The following is a 25,473-nucleotide window of genomic DNA, read 5'->3' as shown; positions in this document are numbered from 1 at the left end:
ATAGCCCCAGTAAGTTATTAATAATTAGGTTGGCGTAAAGTAATCAGTAAGGTAAAAAAGCGTTTAAAACTTACAATCTATATTAAAGTCCCGCCAATTCTGTCCCATCCGCTGCCCCGGTCCGGGATCCTACCCGGTTGGCGAGCTTTCCTGCCGATTGGATGAGCCAGCTTTATGACAGGGAGGCCGGGGAGGTGCTGGGGCTGTATATGCCGTTGCGAAATGCTGGAGTGCGCTTAGTGATTCTTGAACAGCCGATGCCGGATAGGCGGGGAAAAACTTGATCTCCAAATCAAGTTTTTACTGAACCCAGCGCGGGAAATCATCAGATTTCCCGTGATGTGTTCAGCGTACCCGCCTATCCGGCATCGGCTGTTCTAGAAACACTTAGCAGCATGGGTGCATATCGCAACGGCATATACAGCCCCAGCACCTCCCCGGCCTCCCTGTCATGAAGCGTCCCCGTCCGTCGACAAGGCTGAAGCTTGCCGACTAAATCCCGATTTAAAAATATTTCTGGATGGGGGTTGCATAATATACAATATAGATGTATAATTATGCAAGTGTTATTTTTATTCATGCATAAGATATATACATTTTTGCAGTCGATATGTATTTCTGATTGAGAAAACGGGCAAACACTTTACTTCATTGAAAAAGTGGTATATGATTATGAACTAGAAGCGTGAAAGGAAGAGATAGATATGATTAAAGTAGGAATTATTGGATCTACCGGGTATGCGGGCGGTGAGCTTGTCAGGATTTTAACGGCACATAAAGATGCAGAAATTGTTTGGTATGGATCCAGAAGTTATATAGATAAAAAATATGCAGATGTTTATCAGAATATGTTCCAGATTGTGGATGCGGTCTGCATGGATGATAATATGGATGAGCTTGCGGAGCAGGTGGATGTTATCTTTACTGCTACACCCCAGGGGCTGTGTGCATCGCTGGTCAGCGAGGACATACTGTCTAAAGTGAAGATAATTGATCTGAGCGCGGATTTTCGGATGAAAGACGTATCCGTATATGAGAAATGGTATGGGATACAGCATAAAAGCCCCCGTTTTATTGAGGAAGCGGTATACGGGCTTTGTGAGATTAACCGGGAAGCTATAAAAAAGGCCAGGCTGGTGGCAAATCCGGGGTGTTATACGACTTGTTCCATACTGACGGCGTACCCTCTGGCAAAAGAGGGGCTGATCGATATGAGCACTCTGATTATTGATGCCAAATCTGGAACTTCCGGGGCAGGGAGGGGGGCTAAGCTTCCTAATTTATACTGCGAAGTGAATGAGAACATCAAGCCTTACGGTGTGGCTGCGCACAGACATACGCCGGAGATTGAGGAGCAGCTGGGTTATGCTGCGGGTGAACAGGTGGTTCTGAACTTTACGCCTCACCTTGTACCCATGAACAGAGGGATTCTGTCCACAGAGTATGCAAAACTTGTAAAAAATGTAACGTGTCAGGATATAAAAGCTGTATATGATACATATTATGCGGACGAGAAATTTGTCCGGGTACTCGGGGAGGGAATCTGGCCGGAAACGAAGTGGGTGGAAGGAAGCAACTATGTGGATATCAACTTTAAGATTGACGACAGAACAGGACGCATCATTATGATGGGGGCTATAGACAATCTCGTGAAGGGCGCGGCAGGGCAGGCGGTTCAGAATATGAATCTGATGTTCGGTCTGAAGGAATCCGAAGGACTGGAACTGGTGCCGATGTTCCCATAGGCGCATGAACGGAAGACATCCTGGACGCAAGCGATTCAGGGGGCGGAAAATGGCTGGGACAGCCCGATTATAACAGGGATGGGCTCTAATAGAGATCGAGAGGAAGAAAAAATGGTACGGACAATGACAATAGAGGATTATGACGGCGTGTATGCCCTTTGGAAAAAAATCAGGGGCTTTGGACTACGGAGCATTGACGATTCCAGAGAGGGGGTTGCCAGGTTTCTGAAGAGAAATCCAACAACAAGCGTGGTGGCCGAAGTGGACGGCCTGATCGTGGGAAGTATCCTGTGCGGGCACGATGGACGGCGGGGATGTCTATATCATGTATGTGTAGATGCTGCATACCGGAGGCGCGGCATTGGAAAGGCTATGGTTGTAAAGGCCATGGAAGAACTGCGCAGGGAGGAGATCAGCAAAGTTTCTTTGATTGCATTTACCAAAAACGATGTGGGGAATGCATTCTGGAATACAATCGGATGGACAGAACGGCTGGATTTGAATTATTATGATTTTGTGTTGAATGAGAAGAACATTACCGCATTTAATGAACATTAGAAGTACACAATTTAATGAATAATAGACGTACACATATCAGAGGCATTCGATTCATCTGACATGCCTGTTGAGCAGCAAATGAATATATAGCGGATTAAATAAGATAATGAATAAAAAATGAGCAGATTGCGTAACAAAAAGATTACGCAGGAAAGGAAAACAGAATGGAAATAATCAAAGGCGGGGTCACCGCGGCAAAAGGATTCGAAGCAGCATCGGCGGCAGCCGGCATTAAGTATCAGGACAGGACGGATATGGCGCTGATATATAGTGAAAGGCCGTGCAAGGCAGCAGGGACATTTACAACGAATGTGGTAAAAGCAGCACCCGTAAAATGGGATAAAGCTATTGTGGAAAGCGGCATTAAGTCCCAGGCGGTGGTTGTCAATTCCGGCATTGCCAATGCCTGCACCGGAGAAGAGGGATATGCGTACTGCCAAGAGACCGCGGATGCCGCGGCGAAAGCGCTGGGAGTGAAGGCAGAGGGGGTGCTGGTAGGATCCACTGGCGTGATTGGAATGCAGCTTCCCATGGAGAAGCTCAAAGATGGGATTACAAAGCTTGCGGCCGATAAGAATCCCGGAATTGAAAGCGGGACTCTGGCAGCAAAGGCAATTATGACAACTGATACAATCGAGAAGGAAATAGCAGTTACGATTCAGGCAGGCGGAAAGACCGTCACAATTGGCGGCATGGCGAAGGGATCCGGGATGATCCATCCCAATATGTGCACCATGCTCTCTTTTATCACAACGGATGCGGCGATTTCCAGAAAGGCGCTGCAGAAGGCGCTGAGCACCGATGTGGAGGATACCTATAATATGATCTCCGTGGACGGAGATACGTCTACAAATGACACGGTTCTGCTTCTGGCAAACGGGATGGCGGAAAACGATAAGATTAAATATGGAACAGATGACTATGTAAAATTTGCAGAAGCGCTTCATATAGTAAATGAATGTCTGGCCAAAAAGATTGCCGGAGACGGGGAAGGTGCAACCGCGTTGTTTGAAGCAAAGGTAACGGGCGCATCCACGAAGGAGCAGGCAAAGCTGCTTGCCAAATCGATCGTATGTTCAAACCTGACAAAGGCGGCCATTGCAGGACATGATGCCAACTGGGGACGAATTCTATGTGCAATGGGTTATTCAGGGGCTCAGTTTGATCCGGAAAAGGTGGATCTGTATTTTGAGAGCAAAGCGGGAAGAATCCAGATTATAGAGAATGGAACGGCAGTCGCTTACAGTGAAGAAAAAGCGACCGAGATCCTGTCCCAGCCTGAGGTTACGGCAACGGCAGATATAAAGGAAGGGGAAGAGAGCGCTGCGGCATGGGGCTGTGATCTGACCCATGGGTATATTGATATCAATGCAGATTACAGGAGTTAAGAGTATACCGTATCTGCAGTAAGGAGGAAATTATGAACGAGAATATGCAGCAGTACCTGGAAAAAGCACAGGTGTTAATCGAAGCGCTCCCTTATATACAGCGCTTTAACCGTAAGATAATTGTGGTAAAATACGGCGGGAGCGCGATGGTGGACGAGGCGCTGAAAAGACAGGTGATTGAAGATGTCACGCTTTTGAAGCTAGTCGGATTTAAGCCCATTATTGTGCACGGCGGAGGAAAAGAGATCAGCAGATGGGTCGGCAAGGTGGGGATGGAGCCGCACTTTGTCAATGGCCTGCGTGTGACGGATGAGGAGACAATGGAAGTGGCGGAGATGGTACTCGGCAAGGTGAATAAAAGCCTGGTACAGCTTGTAGAGGAGCTGGGCGTGCGCGCAATCGGTATCAGCGGCAAGGACGGCGGACTCCTGAAAGTAGATAAAAAGCTTTCCAACGGAGAGGATATCGGTTTCGTGGGAGAAGTTAAAAGGGTGAATGCAGAGATTCTCTATGATCTTTTGGAAAAAGATTTTCTCCCAATCATCTGCCCGGTGGGAATGGACGATGAATACAATACATACAATATCAATGCGGATGATGCAGCCTGTGCTATCGCAAGAGCGATGAAAGCGGAAAAACTAGCGTTTCTGACGGATATTGAGGGAGTATACAAAGATCCTGATGATCCAAAGACGCTAATCTCCGAACTCCGGGTGGATGAGGCACAGCAGTTGATGAACGATGGCTATATCGGAGGCGGCATGCTGCCCAAGCTGCAGAACTGTATTGATGCTATAGAAAACGGGGTTTCCAGGGTACATATTCTGGACGGGCGGATTCCGCATTGTCTGCTGCTGGAGATCTTTACAAACAAGGGAATTGGAACCGCAATACTAAACGGAGAGGAAAGCAGGTATTATCATGGTGAACAGTAAGATTCAGGCAGGTGAGGAGAACCTGCTGCATGTTTACAATCGTTTCCCTATAGCCCTGGACCATGGGGAGGGAATGTATGTTTATGACACAGAAGGCAGAAAGTTTTTGGATTTTGCCGCGGGATTTGCCGTTACAGGCTTGGGTTACAGCCATAAAAAACTGAATGAGGCGCTGAAGACGCAGATCGATAAGATCTACCACATTTCGAATCTTTATTACCATGAGAATTGTGGAGAGGCGGCAAGGGAGCTGAACCGCATATCAGGCATGGACAGGGTCTTTTTCACCAATAGCGGCAGTGAGGCCAACGAGGGGGCATTAAAGGCAGCCAGGCGCTATGCATATACGAAAAAGACCGGCAGATACGAATTTATTGCAATGGAGAATTCGTTTCACGGAAGGAGTTTCGGGGCAGTTTCTGTTACCGGACATGATTCTTACAGAGAGCCATTTGAGCCGGTGGTTCCTGGCGTACGATTTGCAAAATTCAACGACCTGAACAGTGTGGAAGCGCTGGTAAATGAAAAGACATGCGCCATTATCCTGGAGCCGCTGCAGGGAGAGGGCGGCATCAACCTTGCTACTCAGGATTTTATGGAAGGAATCCGGCGGATCTGTGATGAGAACGGCATCCTGATGATCTGTGACGAAGTCCAGTGCGGTATGGGCCGTACGGGTACTATGTTTACCTGGCAGGGATTTGGGGTAAAACCGGATATTCTTACCATGGCAAAAGCAATTGGCAACGGAATACCGGTAGGTGCGTTTGCGATGACCCAGGAGGTTGCGGATTACTCCCTGAAGCCGGGAGACCACGGGGCTACCTATGGCGGAAACCCGCTGGCATGTACCGCGGTGAAGACGGTCATAGAGATCTTTGAACAGGAGCACATTCTGGAACACGTCAATGACATTTCCCCGTATCTGATAAAACGCCTGGACGAACTGACTGATAAATGGGACTGTATTCTTCAGAGAAAAGGAAAAGGACTGATGCAGGGGCTTGCATTTGACAGACCTGTGGCCAAAGTAAATCAGAAAGCTGTCGAAGAAGGGCTGCTGGTGATACAGGCGGCGAGCAATGTGATCCGTCTGCTTCCCCCGCTGATTGTGGAGGAACAGCATATCGATGAGATGGTGGAGCGGTTTGAACGTGTTCTTGCCGGACTAACCTAGATCCCTTCCTATACCACGGAAAATAATAACATACTCGAAATAAAAACCATTCATTGAGGACATACTATAGAAAAGCAGAAGAAAAACTGCAGGAGGTATGAGGATATGATTGGTTTTTTTATTGCACTGCTGTCAGGTGCATTGATGAGCGTTCAGGGGGTATTTAACACACAGGTAACAAAGACGACGGGAATGTGGGTCGGCAATGCCTGGGTACAGCTGTCCGCTTTTTTGGTATGTGCGGTTGCATGGTTTATCACAGGCCGCGACAGTATAACGGCGATTGCAAAGGTAGAGCCTAAATATATGCTGCTGGGAGGCGTGATTGGTGCAGGTATTACCTGGACGGTCATAAAAAGTATGTCTGCACTGGGCCCTGCAAAAGCGGCCCTTTTGATTGTTATTGCACAGCTGATTGTTGCATATGTGATTGAGCTGCTGGGACTGTTTGGGGTGGATAAGGAGCCGCTGGACTGGAGAAAAATTGGCGGACTTGCCCTTGCGCTGATCGGAATTGCGATCTTCCAGTGGGAATAACTGCATTGGCTTAATAAAGATGTAACAAAAACGTAAAAATATGTATTGTAATTTAAACTATTATTCGTTACAATATTAATGTCCGGCGAGGGGATTCTCAAACAGCACGAAGACTGTGAGGGAATTATGAAGGACAGATTGGTTAAAAAGTTCTGTGTATTTTTCTTGGCGGCCTGTACCGCAGGAGTGTTGGCGTCAGGATGCGCAAGAGAAAGAACAGATTCTTTATCGGAGTTGGAACTGGAGCAGGAAAAGGGTGAGGCAGAAGAGGCATCAGAAGATGCCGTACAGCGGGAAGATCCCGGTACGGTATTCGTTTATGTATGCGGCGCCGTGAATGCTCCGGGGGTATATGAATTAGCCGGTGATGCGCGGGTATATGAGGCGATTGCACTGGCAGGCGGCTTGAATGATGCAGCAGCAGGGGAAGCTTTAAACCAGGCCAGTACAGTAACGGATGGGGAGCGCATTTATATACCGACGGCGGAGGAACTGGAAAAAGGGATTGTAGACGGCCAGACGGCACAAGTAACAGGAACGGACAACCAGGGAAAGATAAATATTAATACGGCTGCAAAAGAGGAACTCAAGACACTGCCCGGCATTGGAGATGCCAAAGCTGACAGTATTATTTCCTACCGGGAGGCAAACGGCGGATTTCAGACCGTGGAAGAGCTGATGCAGGTTGAGGGAATCAAAGAGGGAGTATTTAATAAAATAAAAGACAGAGTAGTAAGCTGAGGTATTTGTCCACTCGGCCCGTGAGGTTTTTATGGTCTACGGGCATGGTGGATGAACGGATCTTCAGCGTGCGGGAGTAAGGGAAAGAGGAGTATGAGCGAAAAGAAGATCTTAGTAGTGGATGATGAAAAATTAATAGTCAAGGGGATCCGTTTCAGCCTGGAACAAGACGGCATGGAAGTGGACTGTGCCTATGACGGCGAGGAGGCCCTGGAATACGCCAGAAACTGCGAGTATGATCTGGTTCTCCTGGATGTCATGCTTCCGAAGCTGGACGGCTTTCAGGTATGCCAGCAGATCAGGGAGTTCTCCGACATGCCGGTTGTCATGCTGACAGCCAAGAGTGAAGACATGGACAAGATTCTCGGCCTGGAGTATGGGGCGGATGATTATATTACAAAGCCTTTCAACATCCTGGAAGTGAAGGCGCGTATAAAGGCCATTATGAGACGAACGGCGAAGCGGGAAGAGCCTGCAGGCAGTACGGTCATTATAAAAGGGGCCATGCGGATTGACTGCGAGAGCAGGAGAGTGTTCATCGGTGAACGGGAGATCAATCTGACGGCGAAGGAATTCGATGTACTGGAACTGCTGGCAATGAATCCAAATAAGGTATACAGCAGAGAGAATCTGCTGAATTTGATATGGGGATATGATTATCCGGGAGATGCAAGAACAGTGGATGTGCATATCAGACGCCTGCGTGAGAAGATCGAGAAGAATCCGAGCGAGCCAAAATATGTACATACAAAGTGGGGAGTTGGTTATTATTTCCAGGGGTGATTTTCATTTTAATCTAAATAGTAAATTTCTAAAGAGCCTGCGGTTCTGTATTATACTGCTGCTTCTTGCTGTGTCTATTGTGCCCTGTGCTGCAGCATACAGGGGGATAATCAAGGCATACGAGGCGCGTGCAGTATCCCTTAGAACCGCGGATATACAAAATCAATGTACAATTCTAAGCAATCAGCTGAACAGCTATAATTATCTGGCGGATACTTCATCCGAGGTTATCAATGCAAGTTTGACGCAGTTAACGAATATATATAATGGGCGGGTAATGATTGTAGATAAAGAGCTGCGTGTCGTAAAGGACACCTACAGCCTGGATGAAGGGAAGACAATCGTATCCGAAGATGTCATCCGCTGTATGAAAGGCAGCAGTACGAATTATTATGATAAAGCGAACCGGTACATAGAAGTGACCTCGCCGATTATGGCGGGGGATACGGAAGAGATATCGGGCGTCATGCTGGCCAGTGTATCGACAGATACGATTGAAGACAGCCTGAAGATTCTGAGCACAAAAGGAAGCGCTATTCTGGGAATCGTTTTCATACTGATGCTGGGACTGAGCCTGTTTATTGCGGATCTGATTGTAAGACCGCTGCGAAGGATCACAGCATCTATTGCGGATGTGTCCGAAGGGTATGACGATGAAGTACTCCATGTGAATACATTTACCGAGACCAAGCAGCTCTCCGAAGCTTTTAACAAGATGCTTGGGCGGCTGAAGCAGCTGGATGAATCCAGGGAAGAGTTTGTATCCAACGTATCACATGAGCTGCGTACGCCGCTGACATCCATGAAGGTACTGGCAGATTCCCTTCTGTCGCAGGAAGAGGTTCCGATCGAATTATATCAGGAGTTCATGGGGGACATTGCGAAAGAGATTGACAGAGAGAATGATATTATTGCTGACCTTTTGTCTCTGGTAAAGATGGACAAGACTGCCAAGAATCTGAATATTAATACGGTTAATATCAACGAACTGATGGAACTGATTCTGAAGAGGCTCAAGCCGATTGCAGAAAAGAAGAATGTTGAGGTGGTTCTGGAAAGTTTCCGTCCGGTTACGGCAGAGATTGACGAGGTAAAGCTTACTCTGGCAATTTCTAATCTGGTGGAGAATGCAATTAAATACAACCATGAAGAGGGATGGGTTCATGTCTCTCTTAATGCTGACCACAAATATTTCTATGTAAAAGTTGCGGATTCAGGGATCGGTATCCCGGAACAGGATCAGCAGCATATATTTGAGCGTTTTTACCGGGTGGATAAGTCCCATTCACGGGAGATGGGCGGTACCGGCCTGGGACTTGCCATTACAAGAAACGCAATCATTATGCACCGGGGATCCATCAAAGTATACAGCAGCGAGGGTGAGGGGACGACATTCACGGTACGGATCCCGCTGACCTATGTTGCTTAGAAGGAGGCAGTACCAATATGAAAAGAAGAATTGCAGGCCTGTTAACCGTCTGTTTCTGCCTGCTTCTCCTTCTGTCTGCATGTTCAAAGCGGACGGCAGTGAAAGATGACAGTTCCTTTATCTATTGTCTGAATGGGGATCGGACAGGCCTGATAAAAGTGAATTATGAGGTTAAAAGCAATGACCCGCTCCAGGCGGCAGAAGCAATGCTGAAAGAACTGGCGAAGCCGTCCGAAGATATTGATTATACCGCGCCGATACCAAAAGGGGTAAAAGTGAATACCTGTAAGCTGGAAGGGGAACTTCTGTATCTCGATTTCAACGGGCGTTATACGGATATTCCGCCGCTTGAGGAAAAGCTGGTGAGGGCGGCAGTGGTTCAGTCTCTGATCCGGATTGAAGGAATCAGTGTTCTCTGGATTTCAGTGGACGGTGAGGATCTGAGGGACAGTGAAGGACAGATTCTGGGATATCAGAATGAAGACGATTTTGTGCAGAACACCGGCTCCTCACTGAACTCTTATCAAACGGGCACGCTGACACTATACTTCGCAAATGAGACAGGTGATAAACTGACAGAGCAGCATATGGACGTAAAATACAGCAGCAATATGTCGAAAGAGAAGTTGATCGTGGAAAAGCTAATGAAGGGACCGAAAAAGAATGCAGGATATCCCACAATTAATCCGGCCGTCAGCCTTCTCGGGGTGACAATAAAAGACGGGATCTGTTATGTGAATCTGGATGATGAATTCTTGACAGGGGGAGTGGATGTCAAACCGGAGATCACCATTTATTCCATAGTAAACTCTCTTGTAGAGGGGACAACGGCGAGTAAAGTGCAGATTACGGTAAACGGAGAAAAGAACATATCTTACAAGGATGCGGTTGATTTGACCCAGCCACTGCAGCGGGATATGGGCTGGGTAGAAAATGCGGAGGAAGAATGATAAAAAGGCCACTATGTGCGGCAGCAGTTCTTTTTCTCGGAATACAGACTGTCCTGGCGGGCGGGTTTCATATAGCACCGGACTGGAAACCCACCCGGCTGGAGTCCGGGATCGGCGGCAAAGAAAAAGTCGTGCTGGATGGGACAATCTATCGCAGGGAAGAGAAACCAAACTGCAGAGTATTATATCTTAAGGACAATCTTGTCCATCTGAAGAATCAAATCTTTCAGGAATCAAAAATTCTTGTTTATATCCAAACAGAACATCACACAGCAATCGGGAACCAAATACAGATCACAGGGACGGCGGAGGTCTTCCAAGAAGCCAGAAATCCGGGGAATTTTGATCAGAAATTTTATTACCGCAAGCAGGGGATCCATGTATCCGTATGGGCGAACGACGTAAAAATACTGGATGCAGAAGAATATCGGATACGGGAAAATCTGGCGGTGCTCAGGGAGCGATGGAAGACGCTCCTGATCGAATGCATGGGAGAATACTACGGGAACACTATGAGCGCTATGCTTCTGGGCGACAAAAGCGGACTGGACAGTGAGCTGAAAGAACTATATCAGAAAAGCGGAATCGGGCATGCGCTCGCCATTTCAGGTTTGCATATGTCCTTTTTAGGCATCGGGCTGTATAAATTATTGCGCAGAGCCGGTCTGCCTTTTAGCATAGCCGGAGGGATTGGAATTTGTTTCTTACTGTCCTATACACTGATGATCGGCTGCGGGGTATCCAGTATCCGGGCGTTTGTCATGTATTTTGTCAGAATGGGTGCAGATATAACCGGAAGAGACTACGATATGCCGACCAGCCTGTCGCTTGCGGCAGCAGTGATCGTGGCATGGCAGCCTCTTTTTCTTCTGGACGCAGGTTTTCTGCTTTCCTTCGGCGCGCTGTTGGGAATTACCGCCGTCAATCCGTGTCTTGAATCCTGTTTTTTGCGGGGAAAGAAAGGTCGGAAAATCTTCAGCAGCTTCCTTGCAAGTCTATCTGTCAATCTTACATTGCTGCCGGTTATGTTGTATTTCTATTTTGAATTCCCTATGTATTCCGTTATCCTGAATCTTCTTGTAATTCCTCTGATGTCCCTGGTGCTGGGAAGCGGTGTGATCGGCTCCCTGGCGGCCATTGTATCCGTACGGGCAGGCGCAGTGCTGCTGCAGGTCTGTAAGGGGGTCCTGTTTTTATACGAAAAAGCTTGTTCAGCCAGTATGGAATTACCGGTAAGCAGGATTGTATCGGGGCAGCCGGAAAAAGGGTGGATGGTTATTTACTATATTCTCTTATTTTTGTTTTGTCTGTCGGATACCGGCTGAAAACAATAAAAGAAAAGGGGACATCCCGCGCGTCTTTACCGTTCGTGATATCCTCCCGCATAAAGCTAATGGGGGGCGCAGGGCTCTTATTCCTTTGCGGCACATTATTTATCACATGTATGCGGACCTATCATACCAGAGGAACCCTTCGGATTACTATGCTTGACGTGGGGCAGGGGGAAGGCTTGTACATAAAAGGGCCGCAGGGGATGCAGTATTTTATAGATGGAGGGAGCAGCGATGTTTCCGATGTAGGTAAATACAGGATCGAGCCCTTTTTAAAATCCCAGGGCGTAAAAACGCTGGATTATGTCTTTATCTCTCATGGAGACACAGACCATATGAGCGGAATCGAGGAACTGCTGGAGAACCAGCGTCTGGGAATCCGCATCCGAAATCTGGTTCTGCCGCCGGATAGAGTACAGGACGATGCGCTGAAAAAGCTGGCAGTAAAAGCAGCGGAAAACAATACGAGAGTCGTAGTGATGGATGTGGGCGACAGAATGACAGAAGGAAATTTTCAATTGTCCTGCAAAGCACCGGCAGCAGCGTACAAGGGGGAGACCGGGAACGCCGCATCCATGGTGTTGGAGGCAGAATACGGAGATTTTGATATGTTGTTTACCGGAGACGTGGAGGGGGAAGGAGAAAAACTTCTGGAACAGGGAGGGCTCCGCCGGTATGACGTGCTGAAAGTGGCGCACCATGGGTCTAAAAATTCCAGTTCCAGGGCATTTCTTGAACAGACACTGCCCGTTACCGCCTGGATATCATCAGGGATTGATAACCGGTACGGGCATCCCCACAAAGAGACGATAGAAAAGCTGGAAGAGACAGGGAGCAGAATATACGGTACACAGGAATGCGGTGCGGTAATGCTGGCGACCGATGGAGAAAGCGCAGAGATTGAGGCCTATTTGAGAACGTTTCGCCGTTGAATATAGAAACTGGAGAACATCTATAAACTATTAAAAAAATGATAAGGATTTAATGATTTTTGCGACTAAAAAATAGTTGCAAATACAGCTGCATTATTATATAATAAAGGAGGAAATAATGAGTAAGAAAAATAAATTAATAAAGCGTCTATATACGGTTCCCAGTGATTTTACATACGATGAGCTAAGACAGCTCCTAAAATATTTTGGGTTCCGGGAAGTAGAAACCGGGAAAACCAGCGGCTCAGCTGTAAAGTATTATAACAGGGAGTTAGGGGTCCCCATCTATATACATAGGCCGCATCCGGGAAACATCGTCAAAAAATATGTTTTAAGAGAGCTGATTCGCTTATTAAGCAAGGAGGAATTGTGATGGGTAACTGCATGAAATATAAAGAATATTATGGTACGATTGAATATTCAGATGAGGATCAATGCTTTCATGGGAAGGTACTTGGTATCAAAGGACTGGTTACCTTTGAAGGCGAGAGTGTGCAGGAATTAAGAGCGTCTTTTCAGGAAATGGTAGATGAATATCTGAAAGACTGTGAAAGTAAACACATTGCTCCGGATAAGAGCTATAAGGGGAGTTTTAACATACGGATCGCCCCGGAGCTTCATAGAGAAGCGTCGTTGCGCGCAGCGAACGAAGGAATTTCCCTGAATGCACTAGTCGAAAAGGCAATTTCATTATATGCCGGCACATCGTTTCATAAATAACAAGTCCGTGTAAAGGTTCAGGCGGGCCTAAACTGTTACAGTCCGCTAGTATAGATCAAAGTAAATAGCATGATGGTTCGCTGCGTATAATTCTTCGAGAGTGCAGATGCAAATACGCAGGCGTAGTGGGGCTACGCTGAGGCTTTTGCATCTGTGCTTTCGGGAAATCAGACCGGCGAAACATTGTGCTATTTACTTTGAGTTATACTAGTTATTATGCACGGCCTATGGCCGTGCATAGTAACGTCCGTTACATTTATTTTACAATATGCCGGAAAATATTTTGCATAATCGAGAACTTTCCTATATAATAGATACGTTATGAAGAGTTTAAATGAAGATTTAAAAACAGGACAATTCAGGCAGATATATCTTCTCTACGGGGAAGAAAATTATCTGAAGAAGCAGTATAAGGATCGGTTTACGAAGGCAATGCTCCCGAACGGGGATACGATGAATTACGCTTATTATGAAGGGAAAGGCGTAGATGTCAGGGAGGTCATTGATCTGGCTGAAACTCTGCCGTTCTTTGCTGAGCGCCGGCTGCTGGTATTCGAAAACACCGGATTCTTTAAGAGTGCGGGGGCAGATCTGGCCGATTATATTAAGGATATGCCGGATACTACATTTTTTATTTTCGTAGAAAATGAAGTGGACAAGCGCAGCAAGCTGTTTAAAGCAGTGAAGGCGAAAGGGCATATTGCAGAGCTGCCGTTTCAGGATGAGTCGACGCTGAAAAAGTGGATTCTGGGGATGGTGCGCAAGGAGAATAAGCAGATATCAGAGTCTACAGTGACCTATCTGTTGAATAAAGTCGGTACAGATATGGGGAATATACAGAAGGAACTGGAAAAACTATTCTGCTATACACTGGAGAAAGACAGCATTCTGCCGGAAGATGTGGACGCGGTATGTGTGACGCAGATTTCCAACCATATTTTTGATATGGTCAATGCAGTGGCGGATAAGAGGCAGGAGCGGGCGCTGGAGCTTTACTATGAATTGGTAGCTCTGAAAGAACCTCCAATGCGGATTCTGTATCTGATGACCCGGCAGTATCGGATTCTGCACCAGGTTAAGGATCTGCTAAAGAAGGGGTATGGCAGAAAAGAAATCGCATCCAAGGCAGGCCTGCATCCTTTTGCTGCGGGCAAATACATGGATCAGGCAAAACACTTCAGAAGCAGCGAACTCCGCGCAATTATGGAGGACAGTGCGGATATTGAAGAACGCGTGAAAACAGGGCGTCTGACGGATGTACTGGCGGTTGAGCTGTTTATTGTAAAATACTCTTCCGTGTCAAAGAGATAAAGAAAGGTTGGAGGAATAAAAGTGTCAGTAATAGATCAGAGTAAAATTCGTAATTTTTGTATCATAGCACATATCGATCATGGAAAATCTACTTTGGCGGACCGGATCATCGAAATGACAGGACTGCTGACAAGCCGTGAGATGCAATCCCAGGTGCTTGATAATATGGATCTGGAAAGGGAACGCGGGATTACCATCAAGGCACAGACCGTGCGTACTGTCTATAAAGCAAAGGATGGGGAGGAGTATATCCTCAACCTGATAGATACGCCCGGGCATGTGGATTTTAACTACGAGGTGTCCAGAAGCCTTGCGGCGTGCGACGGTGCGATCCTGGTGGTGGATGCCGCACAGGGCGTGGAGGCCCAGACGCTGGCCAATGTATACCTCGCGCTGGATCATGACCTGGATGTCATGCCGGTCATCAACAAGATCGACCTTCCAAGTGCGGATGCGGAGCGGGTAAAAGAAGAAATAGAAGACGTGATCGGCATTGACGCCGAGGACGCGCCGCTGATTTCGGCAAAGACCGGATTGAATGTGGAAGAGGTGCTAGAGCAGATCGTGGAGAAGATTCCAGCGCCGGAGGGAGATGCTTCGGCGCCTCTTCAGGCACTGATATTTGACTCTCTTTACGATTCTTATAAGGGTGTAATCGTTTTCTGCCGGGTAAAAGAGGGAAGCGTAAGGAAAGGTACACCGATCCGTATGATGGCTACCGGAGCCACGGCAGAAGTTGTGGAGGTTGGATATTTCGGCGCAGGACAGTTTATTCCCTGTGAAGAACTGAGCGCCGGAATGGTAGGCTATATTACGGCCAGCCTGAAAAATGTTAAAGATACCCGTGTGGGAGATACGGTGACCAATGCGGAGAGACCCTGCGAGGAGCCGCTGCCGGGATATAAAAAAGTAAATCCAATGGTCTACTGCGGAATGTATCCGGCGGACGGAGCGAAGTACCCGGATCTGCGGGATGCGCTGGAAAAGCTTCAACTCAATGATGCGGCCCTGCAGTTCGAGGCGGAGACCTCTGTTGCGCTGGGATTTGGTTTCCGCTGTGGCTTCCTGGGATTACTGCATCTGGAGATTATTCAGGAGCGTCTGGAGCGGGAATACAACCTGGATCTGGTGACCACGGCCCCCAGCGTTATTTACAAGGTACACAAAACCAACGGAGATATCATTGATCTGACGAATCCGACAAACCTTCCGGATCCTGCGGAGATCGAATACATGGAGGAGCCAATCGTAAAAGCGGAGATCATGGTGACTTCCGAATTTATCGGCGCAATCATGGACTTATGCCAGGAGCGCCGCGGAGAATACCAGGGAATGGAATATATCGAAGAGAAGCGTGCGGTACTGCACTATCATCTGCCGCTCAATGAGATCATCTATGACTTTTTCGATGCCTTGAAGTCACGATCCAGGGGATATGCATCCTTTGATTACGAGATGCTGGGATACGTGCAGTCGGAACTTGTGAAACTGGATATCCTGATTAATAAAGAAGAGGTAGACGCCCTTTCCTTCATCGTACATGGAAGCACCGCATACGAGAGAGGCAGAAAGATGTGCGAGAAGCTGAAAGAAGAGATACCGCGCCAACTGTTTGAGATTCCGATCCAGGCAGCCGTTGGCAGCAAGATCATCGCCCGTGAGACCGTCAGGGCAATGCGTAAGGATGTGCTCGCAAAATGCTACGGCGGCGATATTTCCCGTAAGAAAAAGCTTCTGGAAAAGCAGAAGGAAGGAAAGAAGCGCATGCGTCAGGTTGGCAGCGTCGAGATACCGCAGAAGGCATTCATGAGCGTGCTGAAATTGGATGATAAGTAATATGAAGAAAGAACTGGAGCTGTACCTGCATATCCCTTTCTGCGTGAAAAAATGTGCATACTGCGACTTTCTCTCTGCGCCTGCGGATGAGGACGCAAAGCAGGAGTATGTGAATGCGCTGCTTTGCGAAATACAGGGATATGAAGCATACCATGAGCCGTACCAGGTCACGACGATATTTATGGGAGGCGGGACTCCCTCCCTGCTGACGGGAGATCAGGTTATAGTAATATTTGACGCCCTGCATCAAAGTTTCCAGATTGCAGAGAATGCGGAAGTCACAATCGAGGCCAATCCAGGAACCGTAACAAAAGAGAAGCTGAAAGCCTGGAAAGCGGCCGGTATTAACCGTCTGAGCATCGGACTTCAGTCCGCGGATAACGAAGAGCTGAAGATGCTTGGAAGAATCCATACGTGGGAAGAGTTTCTCACAACCTACGATCTGGCCAGAAAACAGGGTTTTGATAACATTAATATCGACCTGATCTCAGCCATCCCCGGACAGACAGAGGCGAGCTGGAAAAAGACGCTCACCAAAGTCGCAAGGCTGGATCCGGAGCATATCTCCGCCTATAGCCTGATGATAGAGGCGGGAACGCCTTTTTATGAAAGATATGGGGGAAATGCCGGACAAGGTCTGACGGAAAGCCATGCAGCAGAAAATACAGCGCCGCCGCTGCCAGATGAAGACGCAGAAAGAAAAATCTACGAGATGACAGCAGAGATTCTGTCAGAGTATGGCTATCAGAGGTACGAAATCTCCAACTATGCAAAAGAAGGATATGCCTGCCGCCATAATCTGGGCTACTGGGAGAGAAAAGAATACCTGGGAATCGGTCTGGGTGCCTCCTCCCTTATTGGCAGGAGCAGATATCACAATACGGGTAATATTCGATCCTATATACAAAAAGTACAGGAGAAAGCGGACATAAAAGAGGACGTGGAACAACTGTCGGTTAAAGACGAGATAGAAGAATTCATGTTTCTTGGGTTAAGAAAGACTAAAGGAATTTCAATTTCCGGGTTTGAAGAACTCTATAGACAGAGTATATTTGATGTTTATGGGACACAAATGAAAAAATTGATGGATAGCGGGCTGTTGGAAATGTCGGGAGATCGTATCCGGCTGACAGAAAGAGGGATCGATGTCAGTAATTTGGTGTTTTTGGAATTTATGGGGTAATTTTTTTGTGGCTGTGGGGGCGCCATCGAGGAGCTAGATGCACCAGCGGCATAAGCCTTCCCGCATGCCGCTGGTGCATCTAGCTCCTCGATGGCTGGGCGCATCAGGGCGGGAGAAAAATTACCAGGGGGATTTCTGGGGAGGCGGCGGATTGAGTTGGGGAGAGGTTCGGTATTGAAAGGCGATGTTGGTAAAGCTGCTTTAATGATTGGGGGAAGTTTGCAGCATACCACTATTTCAATACAATAACTCCTGCCACCGCTCCTGCTATTATCCATATGAGGGGATGGATGTTTTTGAGTGGTTTGATCTGCAGCAGTGTGAAGATGACAAATCCGATCAGGATGGCGGTATAGTTGAGTGAGAGGATTTCTTTGCTGGCGTCGGCGAATGTTATACGGACAATCTGCCATACGGCGTATCCGATCAGTGCGGCTATCATGGGACGGATTCCGTAAAAGGCGGATTTGACGTATTTGTTTTCGCTGAAGTTGGACATGAATTTGGCTATGATGATTATGACAATGAGGGCAGGACAGATTAGGCCGATGGTTGCAGTCAGCGCTCCGGGAATTCCCCCTGCATGAAAGCCTGCATAGGTTGCCATGTTAATTCCGATCGGGCCGGGGGTACTTTCACTAATTGCTATCATATTTGCCAGTTCCGTTTTCGTAAACCATGTATATTTTTGGGTCAGCTCCATTAAAAAAGGCACGGTTGCCATTCCTCCGCCGATAGAAAAAAGCCCGATTTTAAAGAATTCTATAAATAAGGTGAGATAGATCATGATCGTTTTTTCTCCTTCAGTATATTTACAATGATGCCGGTCCCGGCGGCACAAATGACCAGTATAATAGTAGGAACCGGAGAGAATGTGGCGAGTAGAAAACCAGCGAGGAAAATTAGCAGGCCAAGCTTATCACGGATGCCTGATCTGGCCAGCGAGATAACGGTATTGATCATCAGGGCGCAAACTGCAATCCGAATGCCGGCCAGTGCATGCAGAACGACCGGAATGTCCATAAAACGGCTCAAAATACTGGCTATCAGACAGATAATAATAACAGAAGGGCTTACCATTCCCAAAGTACCAAAAACAGCTCCCGGAACGCCAGCCTGTTGATATCCGATATAAGTGGAGGTATTAACCGCAATAATACCCGGAGTACACTGCCCAATAGCATAGATATCCAGAATCTCCTCATCTGTAGCCCATTTCTTTTTCAGCACAACCTCACGTTTCAACATAGGCAGCATAGCCATGCCGCCTCCAAAAGTAAGCCCTCCTACACGAAAAAAAGTCGCATACAATTCCCATAATTTCTTCATAAGAATCCTCCTATTACAAAAACACCCCTCCGGCACTTTATATCCGAAAGTGTTTTCCTTCCTAATTAGTAAAAACATATCATTTTATATATTCTACGACTTCTCATAAAAAGATTCAATCAAACCTTTGTAAAATCGGGATTTAGTGACGAGCTTTAGTCTCGGCGCGGATGGGGGCGCTCCATAAAGGGATAGCCGAAAACCTCCCGGAGAACATCCATGTCCTTTCAAAAACGCGGCCGCGGACCTAAGAAATTCTAGGCGGGAAACAGCCCTGAAAATGGAGCACCACTGACACATCACGAGAAATCCGATGATTTCTCGCGCTGGGTCAGCTGATTTTTGGATTCGGAATCCAAAAATCTCTCCATTTTCCGGGCTGTTTCCCACCAAGAATTTCTAAGGTCCGCTTTGAGCGTTTTTGAAAGGACATGGATGTTCTCCGGGAGGTTTTCGGCTATCCCTTCATGGAGCTGGCGCATCCGGCCGGCAGGAAAAAGCTCGTTTCTAAGGAGATGCCTCAAGCGGGGGCAGCGTATGGTATTGAATTGGCGGGACTTTTATGTCCCCAGTAGGTGTACATAAGCGATGGGATACGGTTCCAGTATCAAAATAATTCAATACACATCTTAAAGATGAAAAGATACGCATAGCCAATCCACATCCGCTGCCCTGGTCCGGGATCCCACCCGGTTGGCGAGCTTTCCAGCCGATTGGATGAGCCAGCTTTATGACAGGGAGGCCGGGGAGGCGGATGGAATTGGCTATGCGTAACATGCATCTTGATTAAATGGATTTTAAGGCTTTTATGTATGGGAGCTTTGGGACTGTTTTTGAAGAAATCTATTTATTTAGTAACGATTATCGTGTGTAACTCCATATGTTTTTTTATTAATGAACCATACAATCTTTTAAATCCAGTATATTTACGGGTAACAAGGCGATCTAACACTTACACTTATATAAACGAATCACCAATTCTGTTCCATCCGTTGCTACCGTACGAGGGCCCCTCTGGGGAATGAGCTCTTAACTACCGTTTGGATGCAACAGCGAATGACGAGGTGAGTCCGGGAGCTGGCGGGGCAATGTCTGCTGGTGAAAAGTCCATAAAGCGAGCGATTAGAAGCTGTTGAAGAAAACGGAACGGGAAGGGAGGGCAGAATTTGCCTTACCAGGCAAATTCTGATGCCGCCTGCGGCGCGAATGCATCGGCATTCGGGCCAAATGCGGCATGTACCTCCCTTCCCGTTCCGTTTTCTTCAACAGCTTCTTCGCGAAGTGTCAGGACATTTCACCAGCAGACATTGCCCCGCCAGCTCCCGGACTCACCTCGTCATTCGCGTCCGCCGTCCGTCAACGAGGTCTAAAGCTCGTTAACTATATCCCGATTTTGTATAAAAAATATATAAAGACTGTTGACAAAAATTATTCATGGTGCTATCTTAGTATACGTAAGGTGTTAGCACTCAAAAGTAAAGAGTGCTAATAAGCGAGAAGGCTGAATCAGAAAGGAGGGTCCGGATATGGCAGCAGTTACTGAAATGACTGACAGGAAGTTAGTGATATTAAAAGCAATTATCCGGAATTATCTGGAAACAGGCGAACCGGTAGGTTCCAGAACCCTTTCGAAATATACGGAATTGAATCTGAGTTCAGCCACCATTCGAAACGAGATGGCAGATCTGGAGGATCTGGGATACATATTCCAGCCTCACACGTCTGCAGGGCGCATTCCTTCAGACAAAGGCTATCGGTTGTATGTGGATATGCTGATGGAGGAGAAAGAGCAGGAGATCACGGAACTGAGGAATACAATGCTGGAGAAGACAGACAAAGTTGACAAGATATTGCAGCAGGCAGCCAAAGTTCTTGCAGCGAATACAAATTATGCGACTATGGTTTCGGCTCCGGTCAACAGCAGGAACACATTGAAGTTTATCCAGCTTTCACAGGTGGATGAAGAACAGATTGTGGCAGTGATCGTGATGGGAGGCAACGTCATCAAGAATAAAATTATTGATGTCGGTGAAACTTTAAGTAGTGAGACTCTGCTAAAGCTGAATATGCTGCTGAATACGACCCTGAACGGGATGTCCATAGAAGAGATTAACCTCGGCCTGATCGCAAGGCTGAAGGAACAGGCTGGGATTCACAGCCAGGTGATCAGTGATGTTCTGGATGCTGTGGCAGAAATCATCCATGTGGATGATGATATGGAGATTTATACCAGCGGTGCCACGAATATTTTTAAGTATCCGGAGCTTAGCGATAAGCAGAGCGCACAGGAAATTATCAGTGCATTTGAAGAAAAGCAGCAATTGGCCGATCTCGTTACCGAGACACTGGCCAGTGAAGATAATCATGGAATTCAGGTATACATTGGAGATGAAGCACCGGTGAAGACCATGAAAGACTGCAGTGTTGTGACAGCAACCTACGAATTGGGCGAGGGCATGAAGGGTACTATAGGTATTATAGGTCCAAAGCGTATGGATTATGAACATGTCATGAAGACGCTGAAGACTCTGCAGAATGAGTTGGATGCAATTTATTACAAAGACCCAAAAGAATAGGAAGGTGAATAGCTGGTGGAAGAGAAGATGAGCAAAGAAGATATGGTAAGAGAAGCCGTAGAGGAAGCCAAGGCCAAGGCCGCAAAGGAAGCGGAAAAAGAAAGAGACGAAAACCAGTCTGAGTCCGAAGCCGGGCCGGAAGCTTGCGAGGACGTACAGGAAGAAACAGAATGCACAGAAAGCGGTGAGGACGCGGAAGAAGCCGAAGATAATGAAGAACCGGATGCGGCTGAGGATGAAGAAGACAAATCCGTTAAAGAAAAGAAGCGCTTCGGCAGAAAGAATAAAAAAGATAAAAAAGACGAGAAGATCGAAGAACTGACTGACAGGCTTACCCGTCAAATGGCAGAGTTTGATAACTTCCGCAAGCGTACAGAAAAGGAGAAATCCCAGATGTACGAGATAGGTGCGAAAGATATCATAGAAAAGATTCTTCCGGTCGTGGATAATTTTGAACGCGGCCTGGCAGCTGTGCCGGAGGAAGAACAGTCCAATCCTTTTGCAGAGGGAATGGAAAAGATTTATAAACAGCTGATGACTACACTAGAAGAGGTTGGCGTGAAACCGATCGAGGCGGTTGGAAACGAATTTAACCCGGACTTCCATAATGCAGTCATGCATGTGGAGGACGAAGAACTTGGCGAGAATATCGTAGCCGAGGAGTTCCAAAAAGGATACACATACCGCGACAGTGTAGTGAGACATAGTATGGTAAAAGTAGCAAACTAATTTCTCATTCAAAATCAAAATATTTTAGGAGGAAATGATTATGGGCAAAATAATTGGTATTGACTTAGGTACAACAAACAGCTGCGTAGCTGTTATGGAAGGTGGACAGCCGACTGTCATCGCAAATACAGAGGGTGCAAGAACAACTCCGTCCGTAGTAGCATTTACAAAGACAGGAGAGCGTCTTGTGGGAGAACCTGCAAAACGTCAGGCAGTAACAAATGCAGACAAAACAATCTCTTCCATTAAAAGAGAGATGGGAACCGATTACAAAGTAACAATCGATGACAAAAAGTATTCTCCACAGGAGATTTCTGCTATGATTCTTCAGAAAATGAAAGCGGATGCAGAAGGATATCTTGGAGAAAAAGTAACGGAAGCAGTTATCACCGTACCGGCTTACTTTAACGATGCACAGCGCCAGGCAACAAAGGATGCAGGAAAGATCGCAGGGCTGGACGTGAAGCGCATCATTAACGAGCCTACAGCAGCAGCGCTTGCATACGGCCTGGACAATGAAAAAGAGCAGAAGATCATGGTATACGATCTTGGCGGCGGTACATTCGACGTATCAATCATTGAAATTGGAGACGGAGTTATCGAAGTATTATCTACAGCAGGAAATAACAGACTCGGCGGAGACGATTTTGACCAGAAGATTACAGATTATATGCTGGCTGACTTCAAATCAAAAGAGGGCGTAGACTTATCCGGGGATAAGATGGCTCTTCAGAGACTGAAAGAAGCCGCTGAGAAGGCGAAAAAAGAGCTTTCATCCGCAACAACAACCAATATCAACCTTCCGTTCATCACAGCTACATCTGAAGGACCGAAGCATTTCGATATGAACCTGACAAGAGCGAAGTTCGATGAACTGACACATGATCTTGTTGAAAAGACAGCGGAACCGGTAAGACGCGCGCTGTCAGATGCAGGCATCTCCGCATCTGAGCTGGGCCAGGTACTGCTGGTTGGTGGTTCCACTCGTATTCCTGCAGTTCAGGAAGAAGTGAAACGTCTGACAGGCAAAGAGCCAAGTAAGTCTCTGAATCCGGACGAGTGTGTTGCACTCGGCGCTTCTGTACAGGGCGGCAAGCTGGCCGGAGACGCAGGCGCAGGCGATATCCTCCTGCTGGATGTTACACCACTGTCACTTTCTATCGAGACAATGGGAGGCGTAGCAACAAGACTGATCGAAAGAAATACAACAATTCCTACAAAGAAGAGCCAGATCTTCTCCACAGCTGCAGATAATCAGACAGCAGTTGATATCAATGTTGTACAGGGAGAGAGACAGTTCGCAAGAGACAACAAGTCTCTCGGACAGTTCAGGCTGGATGGAATTCCGCCGGCTCCACGTGGAATCCCGCAGATCGAAGTAACATTCGATATCGATGCAAACGGTATCGTAAATGTATCAGCGAAAGACCTCGGAACAGGCAAAGAGCAGCACATCACAATTACGGCGGGCTCCAACATGTCAGATGATGACATCCAGAAGGCAGTTAAGGAAGCTGCTGAATTCGAGAGCCAGGATAAGAAACGTAAAGAGGCGATTGATACGAGAAATGAAGCCGACAGTATGGTATTCCAGACCGAAAAAGCGATTAAGGAAGTGGGCGATAAACTGGATGCTACAGACAAAGCAGCCGTAGAGGCTGACTGCCAGGCATTGAAAGATATCCTTGCAAAATCTACTCCGGAAGATACCTCAGACGCTCAGGTTGCTGAGATCAAGGCGGCCAAGGATAAACTGATGGAAAGCGCTCAGAAGTTATTTACAAAGATGTACGAGCAGGCAGGAGCTGGTGCAGGAGCTGGAGCAGGCTTCTCAGAGGGTCCGGGACCGGAAGCAGGTCCGGCGCCGGAAGGCTACCAGGGAGATGATGTAGTAGACGGAGATTATAAAGAAGTATAAAATCCGTTGGCAGAAAGGTTCTACGAAGCCGCGAAATGCGGCCTCGTAGAATTTCTTTGTTGCAAACTGTCTATAAAAAGGCTGCGAGCGTCTTTTTGTGGCAGAATTAAGCAGACAGATGAAAGGGTAGAGTGTTATGGCAGAGTCAAAAAGAGATTATTACGAGGTGCTTGGCGTAGGCAGGGATGCAGATGACGCGGCAATTAAAAAGGCATACCGAGTTCTGGCCAAAAAGTACCATCCGGATATGAATCCCGGAGATGCCGAGGCCGAAAAAAGGTTTAAAGAGGCATCGGAAGCGTATGCAGTACTTAGCGACCCTGATAAACGCCGCCAGTATGACCAGTTTGGACACGCAGCATTTGAAGGTGGGGCCGGCGGAGCAGGCGGCTTCGGCGGATTTGATTTTAACGGTGCTGATTTCAGTGATATATTTGGTGATATTTTCGGAGATTTGTTTGGCGGAGGCGGACGCAGAGGCGGCAGGGCCAGCAACGGTCCGATGAAGGGGGCAAATATCCGCAAGAGTATTAGAATTACATTCGAGGAAGCAGTCTTTGGGTGTGAGAAGGAATTGGACGTTGCATTAAAGGATCCATGTACAGCATGTAACGGAACAGGGGCAAAGCCGGGCACATCTCCTGAGACTTGTCCGAAGTGCGGAGGAAAAGGCCAGGTGGTCTATACATCCCAGTCCTTCTTCGGCACAGTACAGAATGTCCAGACCTGTCCGAACTGCGGTGGTTCAGGAAAAGTCATTAAAGAAAAATGTCCGTCCTGTTCAGGCACGGGATATACATCCAGCAAGAAGCGCATCAAGGTAATTGTGCCTGCCGGCATAGACAGCGGGCAGAGCGTCCGTTTGCGGGAAAAGGGCGAGCCGGGGGTTAACGGCGGACCGAGAGGCGATTTGCTGGTAGAAGTAAATGTAAGCAGACATCCGATCTTCCAGAGGCAGGATATGCATATCTTCTCAACCGTACCGATTACATTTGCACAGGCAGCGCTGGGGGGGGACATCAGAGTACCTACCGTAGACGGGGACGTTTTGTATACCGTAAAAGCAGGCACCAAGACAGATACAAAAGTGCGCTTAAAAGGAAAAGGTGTTCCGTCCCTTCGTAATTCTCAGGTGCGGGGAGACCATTATGTGACATTAGTCATCCAGACGCCGGAAAAACTTAGCCCGGAGGCAAAGGAAGCATTGAAGCAGTTTGATAAATTATCGGGGAATTCACTGAACCAGGATGTGGAACCGGAAGAGGAAAGCAAACCTACAAAGGGGAAGAAAAAAGGGTTCAGAGGGAAGGTGAAGGATGCGCTGGATGAGTGAAGAGAAGGACGCTTAACGAAACCTCGGAACAG

The 25,473-nt window shown here is 47.3% G+C and carries 23 protein-coding genes; 21 read left to right on the top strand and 2 right to left on the bottom strand.

Annotated features, from left to right (window positions below):
* Positions 1-704: 704 nt before the first annotated feature.
* From argC to hemW, 17 genes are all read left to right on the top strand, one after another.
* The gene (gene argC / locus MWG26_RS12615) at positions 705-1,745 is read left to right on the top strand and encodes an N-acetyl-gamma-glutamyl-phosphate reductase (protein ID WP_025657216.1); all 1,041 of its coding nucleotides are present in this window, start codon (positions 705-707) and stop codon (positions 1,743-1,745) included.
* 111 nt (positions 1,746-1,856) lie between these two features.
* Complete coding sequence (locus tag MWG26_RS12610) at positions 1,857-2,303, top strand: GNAT family N-acetyltransferase (RefSeq protein WP_025657217.1); 447 nt, start codon at positions 1,857-1,859, stop codon at positions 2,301-2,303.
* A 164-nt stretch (positions 2,304-2,467) separates the two neighbouring features.
* Positions 2,468-3,691, top strand: a complete 1,224-nt coding sequence (gene argJ, locus MWG26_RS12605) for a bifunctional glutamate N-acetyltransferase/amino-acid acetyltransferase ArgJ (RefSeq protein WP_025657218.1) — start codon at positions 2,468-2,470, stop codon at positions 3,689-3,691.
* A gap of 32 nt (positions 3,692-3,723) precedes the next feature.
* Complete coding sequence (gene argB / locus MWG26_RS12600) at positions 3,724-4,626, top strand: acetylglutamate kinase (RefSeq protein ID WP_044927289.1); 903 nt, start codon at positions 3,724-3,726, stop codon at positions 4,624-4,626.
* Positions 4,613-5,803 (top strand): aspartate aminotransferase family protein, encoded by a 1,191-nt coding sequence (locus tag MWG26_RS12595; RefSeq protein WP_025657219.1) that lies wholly within the window; start codon positions 4,613-4,615, stop codon positions 5,801-5,803. The genes argB and MWG26_RS12595 overlap by 14 nt, the downstream gene beginning before the upstream one ends.
* A 105-nt stretch (positions 5,804-5,908) precedes the next feature.
* Positions 5,909-6,340, top strand: coding sequence for a DMT family transporter (locus tag MWG26_RS12590; RefSeq protein WP_025657220.1), 432 nt, complete (start codon positions 5,909-5,911; stop codon positions 6,338-6,340).
* Positions 6,341-6,466: 126 nt separating this feature from the next.
* Positions 6,467-7,081, top strand: coding sequence for a helix-hairpin-helix domain-containing protein (locus MWG26_RS12585; protein ID WP_044927287.1), 615 nt, complete (start codon positions 6,467-6,469; stop codon positions 7,079-7,081).
* 93 nt (positions 7,082-7,174) lie between these two features.
* Positions 7,175-7,864: a response regulator transcription factor gene (locus tag MWG26_RS12580; RefSeq protein ID WP_025657222.1), complete on the top strand. Its 690-nt coding sequence runs from the start codon at positions 7,175-7,177 to the stop codon at positions 7,862-7,864.
* Positions 7,821-9,293 (top strand): sensor histidine kinase, encoded by a 1,473-nt coding sequence (locus tag MWG26_RS12575; RefSeq protein WP_173005793.1) that lies wholly within the window; start codon positions 7,821-7,823, stop codon positions 9,291-9,293. The genes MWG26_RS12580 and MWG26_RS12575 overlap by 44 nt, the downstream gene beginning before the upstream one ends.
* A gap of 17 nt (positions 9,294-9,310) precedes the next feature.
* Positions 9,311-10,243, top strand: a complete 933-nt coding sequence (locus tag MWG26_RS12570) for a GerMN domain-containing protein (protein ID WP_025657224.1) — start codon at positions 9,311-9,313, stop codon at positions 10,241-10,243.
* A complete protein-coding gene (locus MWG26_RS12565; RefSeq protein ID WP_240285767.1) occupies positions 10,240-11,568 on the top strand; it encodes a ComEC/Rec2 family competence protein in 1,329 nt (442 codons plus the stop codon). The genes MWG26_RS12570 and MWG26_RS12565 overlap by 4 nt, the downstream gene beginning before the upstream one ends.
* A 209-nt stretch (positions 11,569-11,777) precedes the next feature.
* Positions 11,778-12,506, top strand: a complete 729-nt coding sequence (locus MWG26_RS12560; RefSeq protein ID WP_244062731.1) for a ComEC/Rec2 family competence protein — start codon at positions 11,778-11,780, stop codon at positions 12,504-12,506.
* A gap of 118 nt (positions 12,507-12,624) precedes the next feature.
* Complete coding sequence (locus MWG26_RS12555; protein WP_025657225.1) at positions 12,625-12,879, top strand: type II toxin-antitoxin system HicA family toxin; 255 nt, start codon at positions 12,625-12,627, stop codon at positions 12,877-12,879.
* An 11-nt stretch (positions 12,880-12,890) separates the two neighbouring features.
* Positions 12,891-13,226 (top strand): type II toxin-antitoxin system HicB family antitoxin, encoded by a 336-nt coding sequence (locus tag MWG26_RS12550; protein WP_244062730.1) that lies wholly within the window; start codon positions 12,891-12,893, stop codon positions 13,224-13,226.
* A 321-nt stretch (positions 13,227-13,547) separates the two neighbouring features.
* Positions 13,548-14,537, top strand: coding sequence for a DNA polymerase III subunit delta (gene holA, locus MWG26_RS12545; RefSeq protein ID WP_025657227.1), 990 nt, complete (start codon positions 13,548-13,550; stop codon positions 14,535-14,537).
* 21 nt (positions 14,538-14,558) lie between these two features.
* Positions 14,559-16,373 carry a translation elongation factor 4 gene (gene lepA, locus MWG26_RS12540; RefSeq protein ID WP_025657228.1) on the top strand — a complete coding sequence of 605 codons (1,815 nt, stop codon included), beginning with the start codon at positions 14,559-14,561 and terminating at the stop codon, positions 16,371-16,373.
* 1 nt (position 16,374) lies between these two features.
* Positions 16,375-17,556 carry a radical SAM family heme chaperone HemW gene (gene hemW / locus MWG26_RS12535; protein ID WP_025657229.1) on the top strand — a complete coding sequence of 394 codons (1,182 nt, stop codon included), beginning with the start codon at positions 16,375-16,377 and terminating at the stop codon, positions 17,554-17,556.
* A gap of 232 nt (positions 17,557-17,788) precedes the next feature.
* Here the strand turns inward: hemW and MWG26_RS12530 are convergent, their stop codons facing one another.
* Complete coding sequence (locus MWG26_RS12530; RefSeq protein ID WP_025657230.1) at positions 17,789-18,343, bottom strand: chromate transporter; 555 nt, start codon at positions 18,341-18,343, stop codon at positions 17,789-17,791.
* Positions 18,340-18,885 (bottom strand): chromate transporter, encoded by a 546-nt coding sequence (locus MWG26_RS12525; protein WP_025657231.1) that lies wholly within the window; start codon positions 18,883-18,885, stop codon positions 18,340-18,342. Before MWG26_RS12525 ends, MWG26_RS12530 begins: the two co-directional genes overlap by 4 nt.
* Positions 18,886-20,411: 1,526 nt before the next feature.
* Between MWG26_RS12525 and hrcA the strand changes: the two genes are divergently transcribed.
* The 4 genes from hrcA (at position 20,412) to dnaJ (ending at position 25,441) form a co-directional block, all read left to right on the top strand.
* Positions 20,412-21,461 (top strand): heat-inducible transcriptional repressor HrcA, encoded by a 1,050-nt coding sequence (gene hrcA / locus MWG26_RS12520; RefSeq protein ID WP_025657232.1) that lies wholly within the window; start codon positions 20,412-20,414, stop codon positions 21,459-21,461.
* A 27-nt stretch (positions 21,462-21,488) separates the two neighbouring features.
* Complete coding sequence (grpE, locus tag MWG26_RS12515; RefSeq protein WP_025657233.1) at positions 21,489-22,190, top strand: nucleotide exchange factor GrpE; 702 nt, start codon at positions 21,489-21,491, stop codon at positions 22,188-22,190.
* A 40-nt stretch (positions 22,191-22,230) separates the two neighbouring features.
* Positions 22,231-24,108 (top strand): molecular chaperone DnaK, encoded by a 1,878-nt coding sequence (gene dnaK, locus MWG26_RS12510; protein WP_025657234.1) that lies wholly within the window; start codon positions 22,231-22,233, stop codon positions 24,106-24,108.
* A 136-nt stretch (positions 24,109-24,244) separates the two neighbouring features.
* Positions 24,245-25,441, top strand: a complete 1,197-nt coding sequence (gene dnaJ / locus MWG26_RS12505) for a molecular chaperone DnaJ (protein WP_025657235.1) — start codon at positions 24,245-24,247, stop codon at positions 25,439-25,441.
* The last annotated feature ends 32 nt before the right edge of the window (positions 25,442-25,473 follow it).

Source organism: Faecalicatena contorta (assembly GCF_022835095.1).
Taxonomy (GTDB): domain Bacteria; phylum Bacillota; class Clostridia; order Lachnospirales; family Lachnospiraceae; genus Faecalicatena; species Faecalicatena contorta.
Note: the sequence above shows the minus strand (reverse complement) of the source record. Positions and strands in the feature narration are given on the sequence as shown.

What these genes read in the sequence shown, in the direction of transcription:
- MWG26_RS12560 (WP_244062731.1), top strand. Translation starts at nt 11,778, where the DNA reads ATGCAGTATTTTATAGATGGAGGGAGCAGCGATGTTTCCGATGTAGGT.
- MWG26_RS12595 (WP_025657219.1), top strand. Translation starts at nt 4,613, where the DNA reads ATGGTGAACAGTAAGATTCAGGCAGGTGAGGAGAACCTGCTGCATGTT.
- hrcA (WP_025657232.1), top strand. Translation starts at nt 20,412, where the DNA reads ATGGCAGCAGTTACTGAAATGACTGACAGGAAGTTAGTGATATTAAAA.
- argB (WP_044927289.1), top strand. Translation starts at nt 3,724, where the DNA reads ATGAACGAGAATATGCAGCAGTACCTGGAAAAAGCACAGGTGTTAATC.
- dnaK (WP_025657234.1), top strand. Translation starts at nt 22,231, where the DNA reads ATGGGCAAAATAATTGGTATTGACTTAGGTACAACAAACAGCTGCGTA.
- MWG26_RS12555 (WP_025657225.1), top strand. Translation starts at nt 12,625, where the DNA reads ATGAGTAAGAAAAATAAATTAATAAAGCGTCTATATACGGTTCCCAGT.
- argC (WP_025657216.1), top strand. Translation starts at nt 705, where the DNA reads ATGATTAAAGTAGGAATTATTGGATCTACCGGGTATGCGGGCGGTGAG.
- MWG26_RS12570 (WP_025657224.1), top strand. Translation starts at nt 9,311, where the DNA reads ATGAAAAGAAGAATTGCAGGCCTGTTAACCGTCTGTTTCTGCCTGCTT.
- holA (WP_025657227.1), top strand. Translation starts at nt 13,548, where the DNA reads ATGAAGAGTTTAAATGAAGATTTAAAAACAGGACAATTCAGGCAGATA.
- MWG26_RS12565 (WP_240285767.1), top strand. Translation starts at nt 10,240, where the DNA reads ATGATAAAAAGGCCACTATGTGCGGCAGCAGTTCTTTTTCTCGGAATA.
- hemW (WP_025657229.1), top strand. Translation starts at nt 16,375, where the DNA reads ATGAAGAAAGAACTGGAGCTGTACCTGCATATCCCTTTCTGCGTGAAA.
- MWG26_RS12580 (WP_025657222.1), top strand. Translation starts at nt 7,175, where the DNA reads ATGAGCGAAAAGAAGATCTTAGTAGTGGATGATGAAAAATTAATAGTC.
- MWG26_RS12525 (WP_025657231.1), bottom strand. Translation starts at nt 18,885, where the DNA reads ATGAAGAAATTATGGGAATTGTATGCGACTTTTTTTCGTGTAGGAGGG.
- MWG26_RS12585 (WP_044927287.1), top strand. Translation starts at nt 6,467, where the DNA reads ATGAAGGACAGATTGGTTAAAAAGTTCTGTGTATTTTTCTTGGCGGCC.
- argJ (WP_025657218.1), top strand. Translation starts at nt 2,468, where the DNA reads ATGGAAATAATCAAAGGCGGGGTCACCGCGGCAAAAGGATTCGAAGCA.
- grpE (WP_025657233.1), top strand. Translation starts at nt 21,489, where the DNA reads ATGAGCAAAGAAGATATGGTAAGAGAAGCCGTAGAGGAAGCCAAGGCC.
- MWG26_RS12575 (WP_173005793.1), top strand. Translation starts at nt 7,821, where the DNA reads ATGTACATACAAAGTGGGGAGTTGGTTATTATTTCCAGGGGTGATTTT.
- MWG26_RS12590 (WP_025657220.1), top strand. Translation starts at nt 5,909, where the DNA reads ATGATTGGTTTTTTTATTGCACTGCTGTCAGGTGCATTGATGAGCGTT.
- MWG26_RS12610 (WP_025657217.1), top strand. Translation starts at nt 1,857, where the DNA reads ATGGTACGGACAATGACAATAGAGGATTATGACGGCGTGTATGCCCTT.
- dnaJ (WP_025657235.1), top strand. Translation starts at nt 24,245, where the DNA reads ATGGCAGAGTCAAAAAGAGATTATTACGAGGTGCTTGGCGTAGGCAGG.
- MWG26_RS12550 (WP_244062730.1), top strand. Translation starts at nt 12,891, where the DNA reads ATGAAATATAAAGAATATTATGGTACGATTGAATATTCAGATGAGGAT.
- MWG26_RS12530 (WP_025657230.1), bottom strand. Translation starts at nt 18,343, where the DNA reads ATGATCTATCTCACCTTATTTATAGAATTCTTTAAAATCGGGCTTTTT.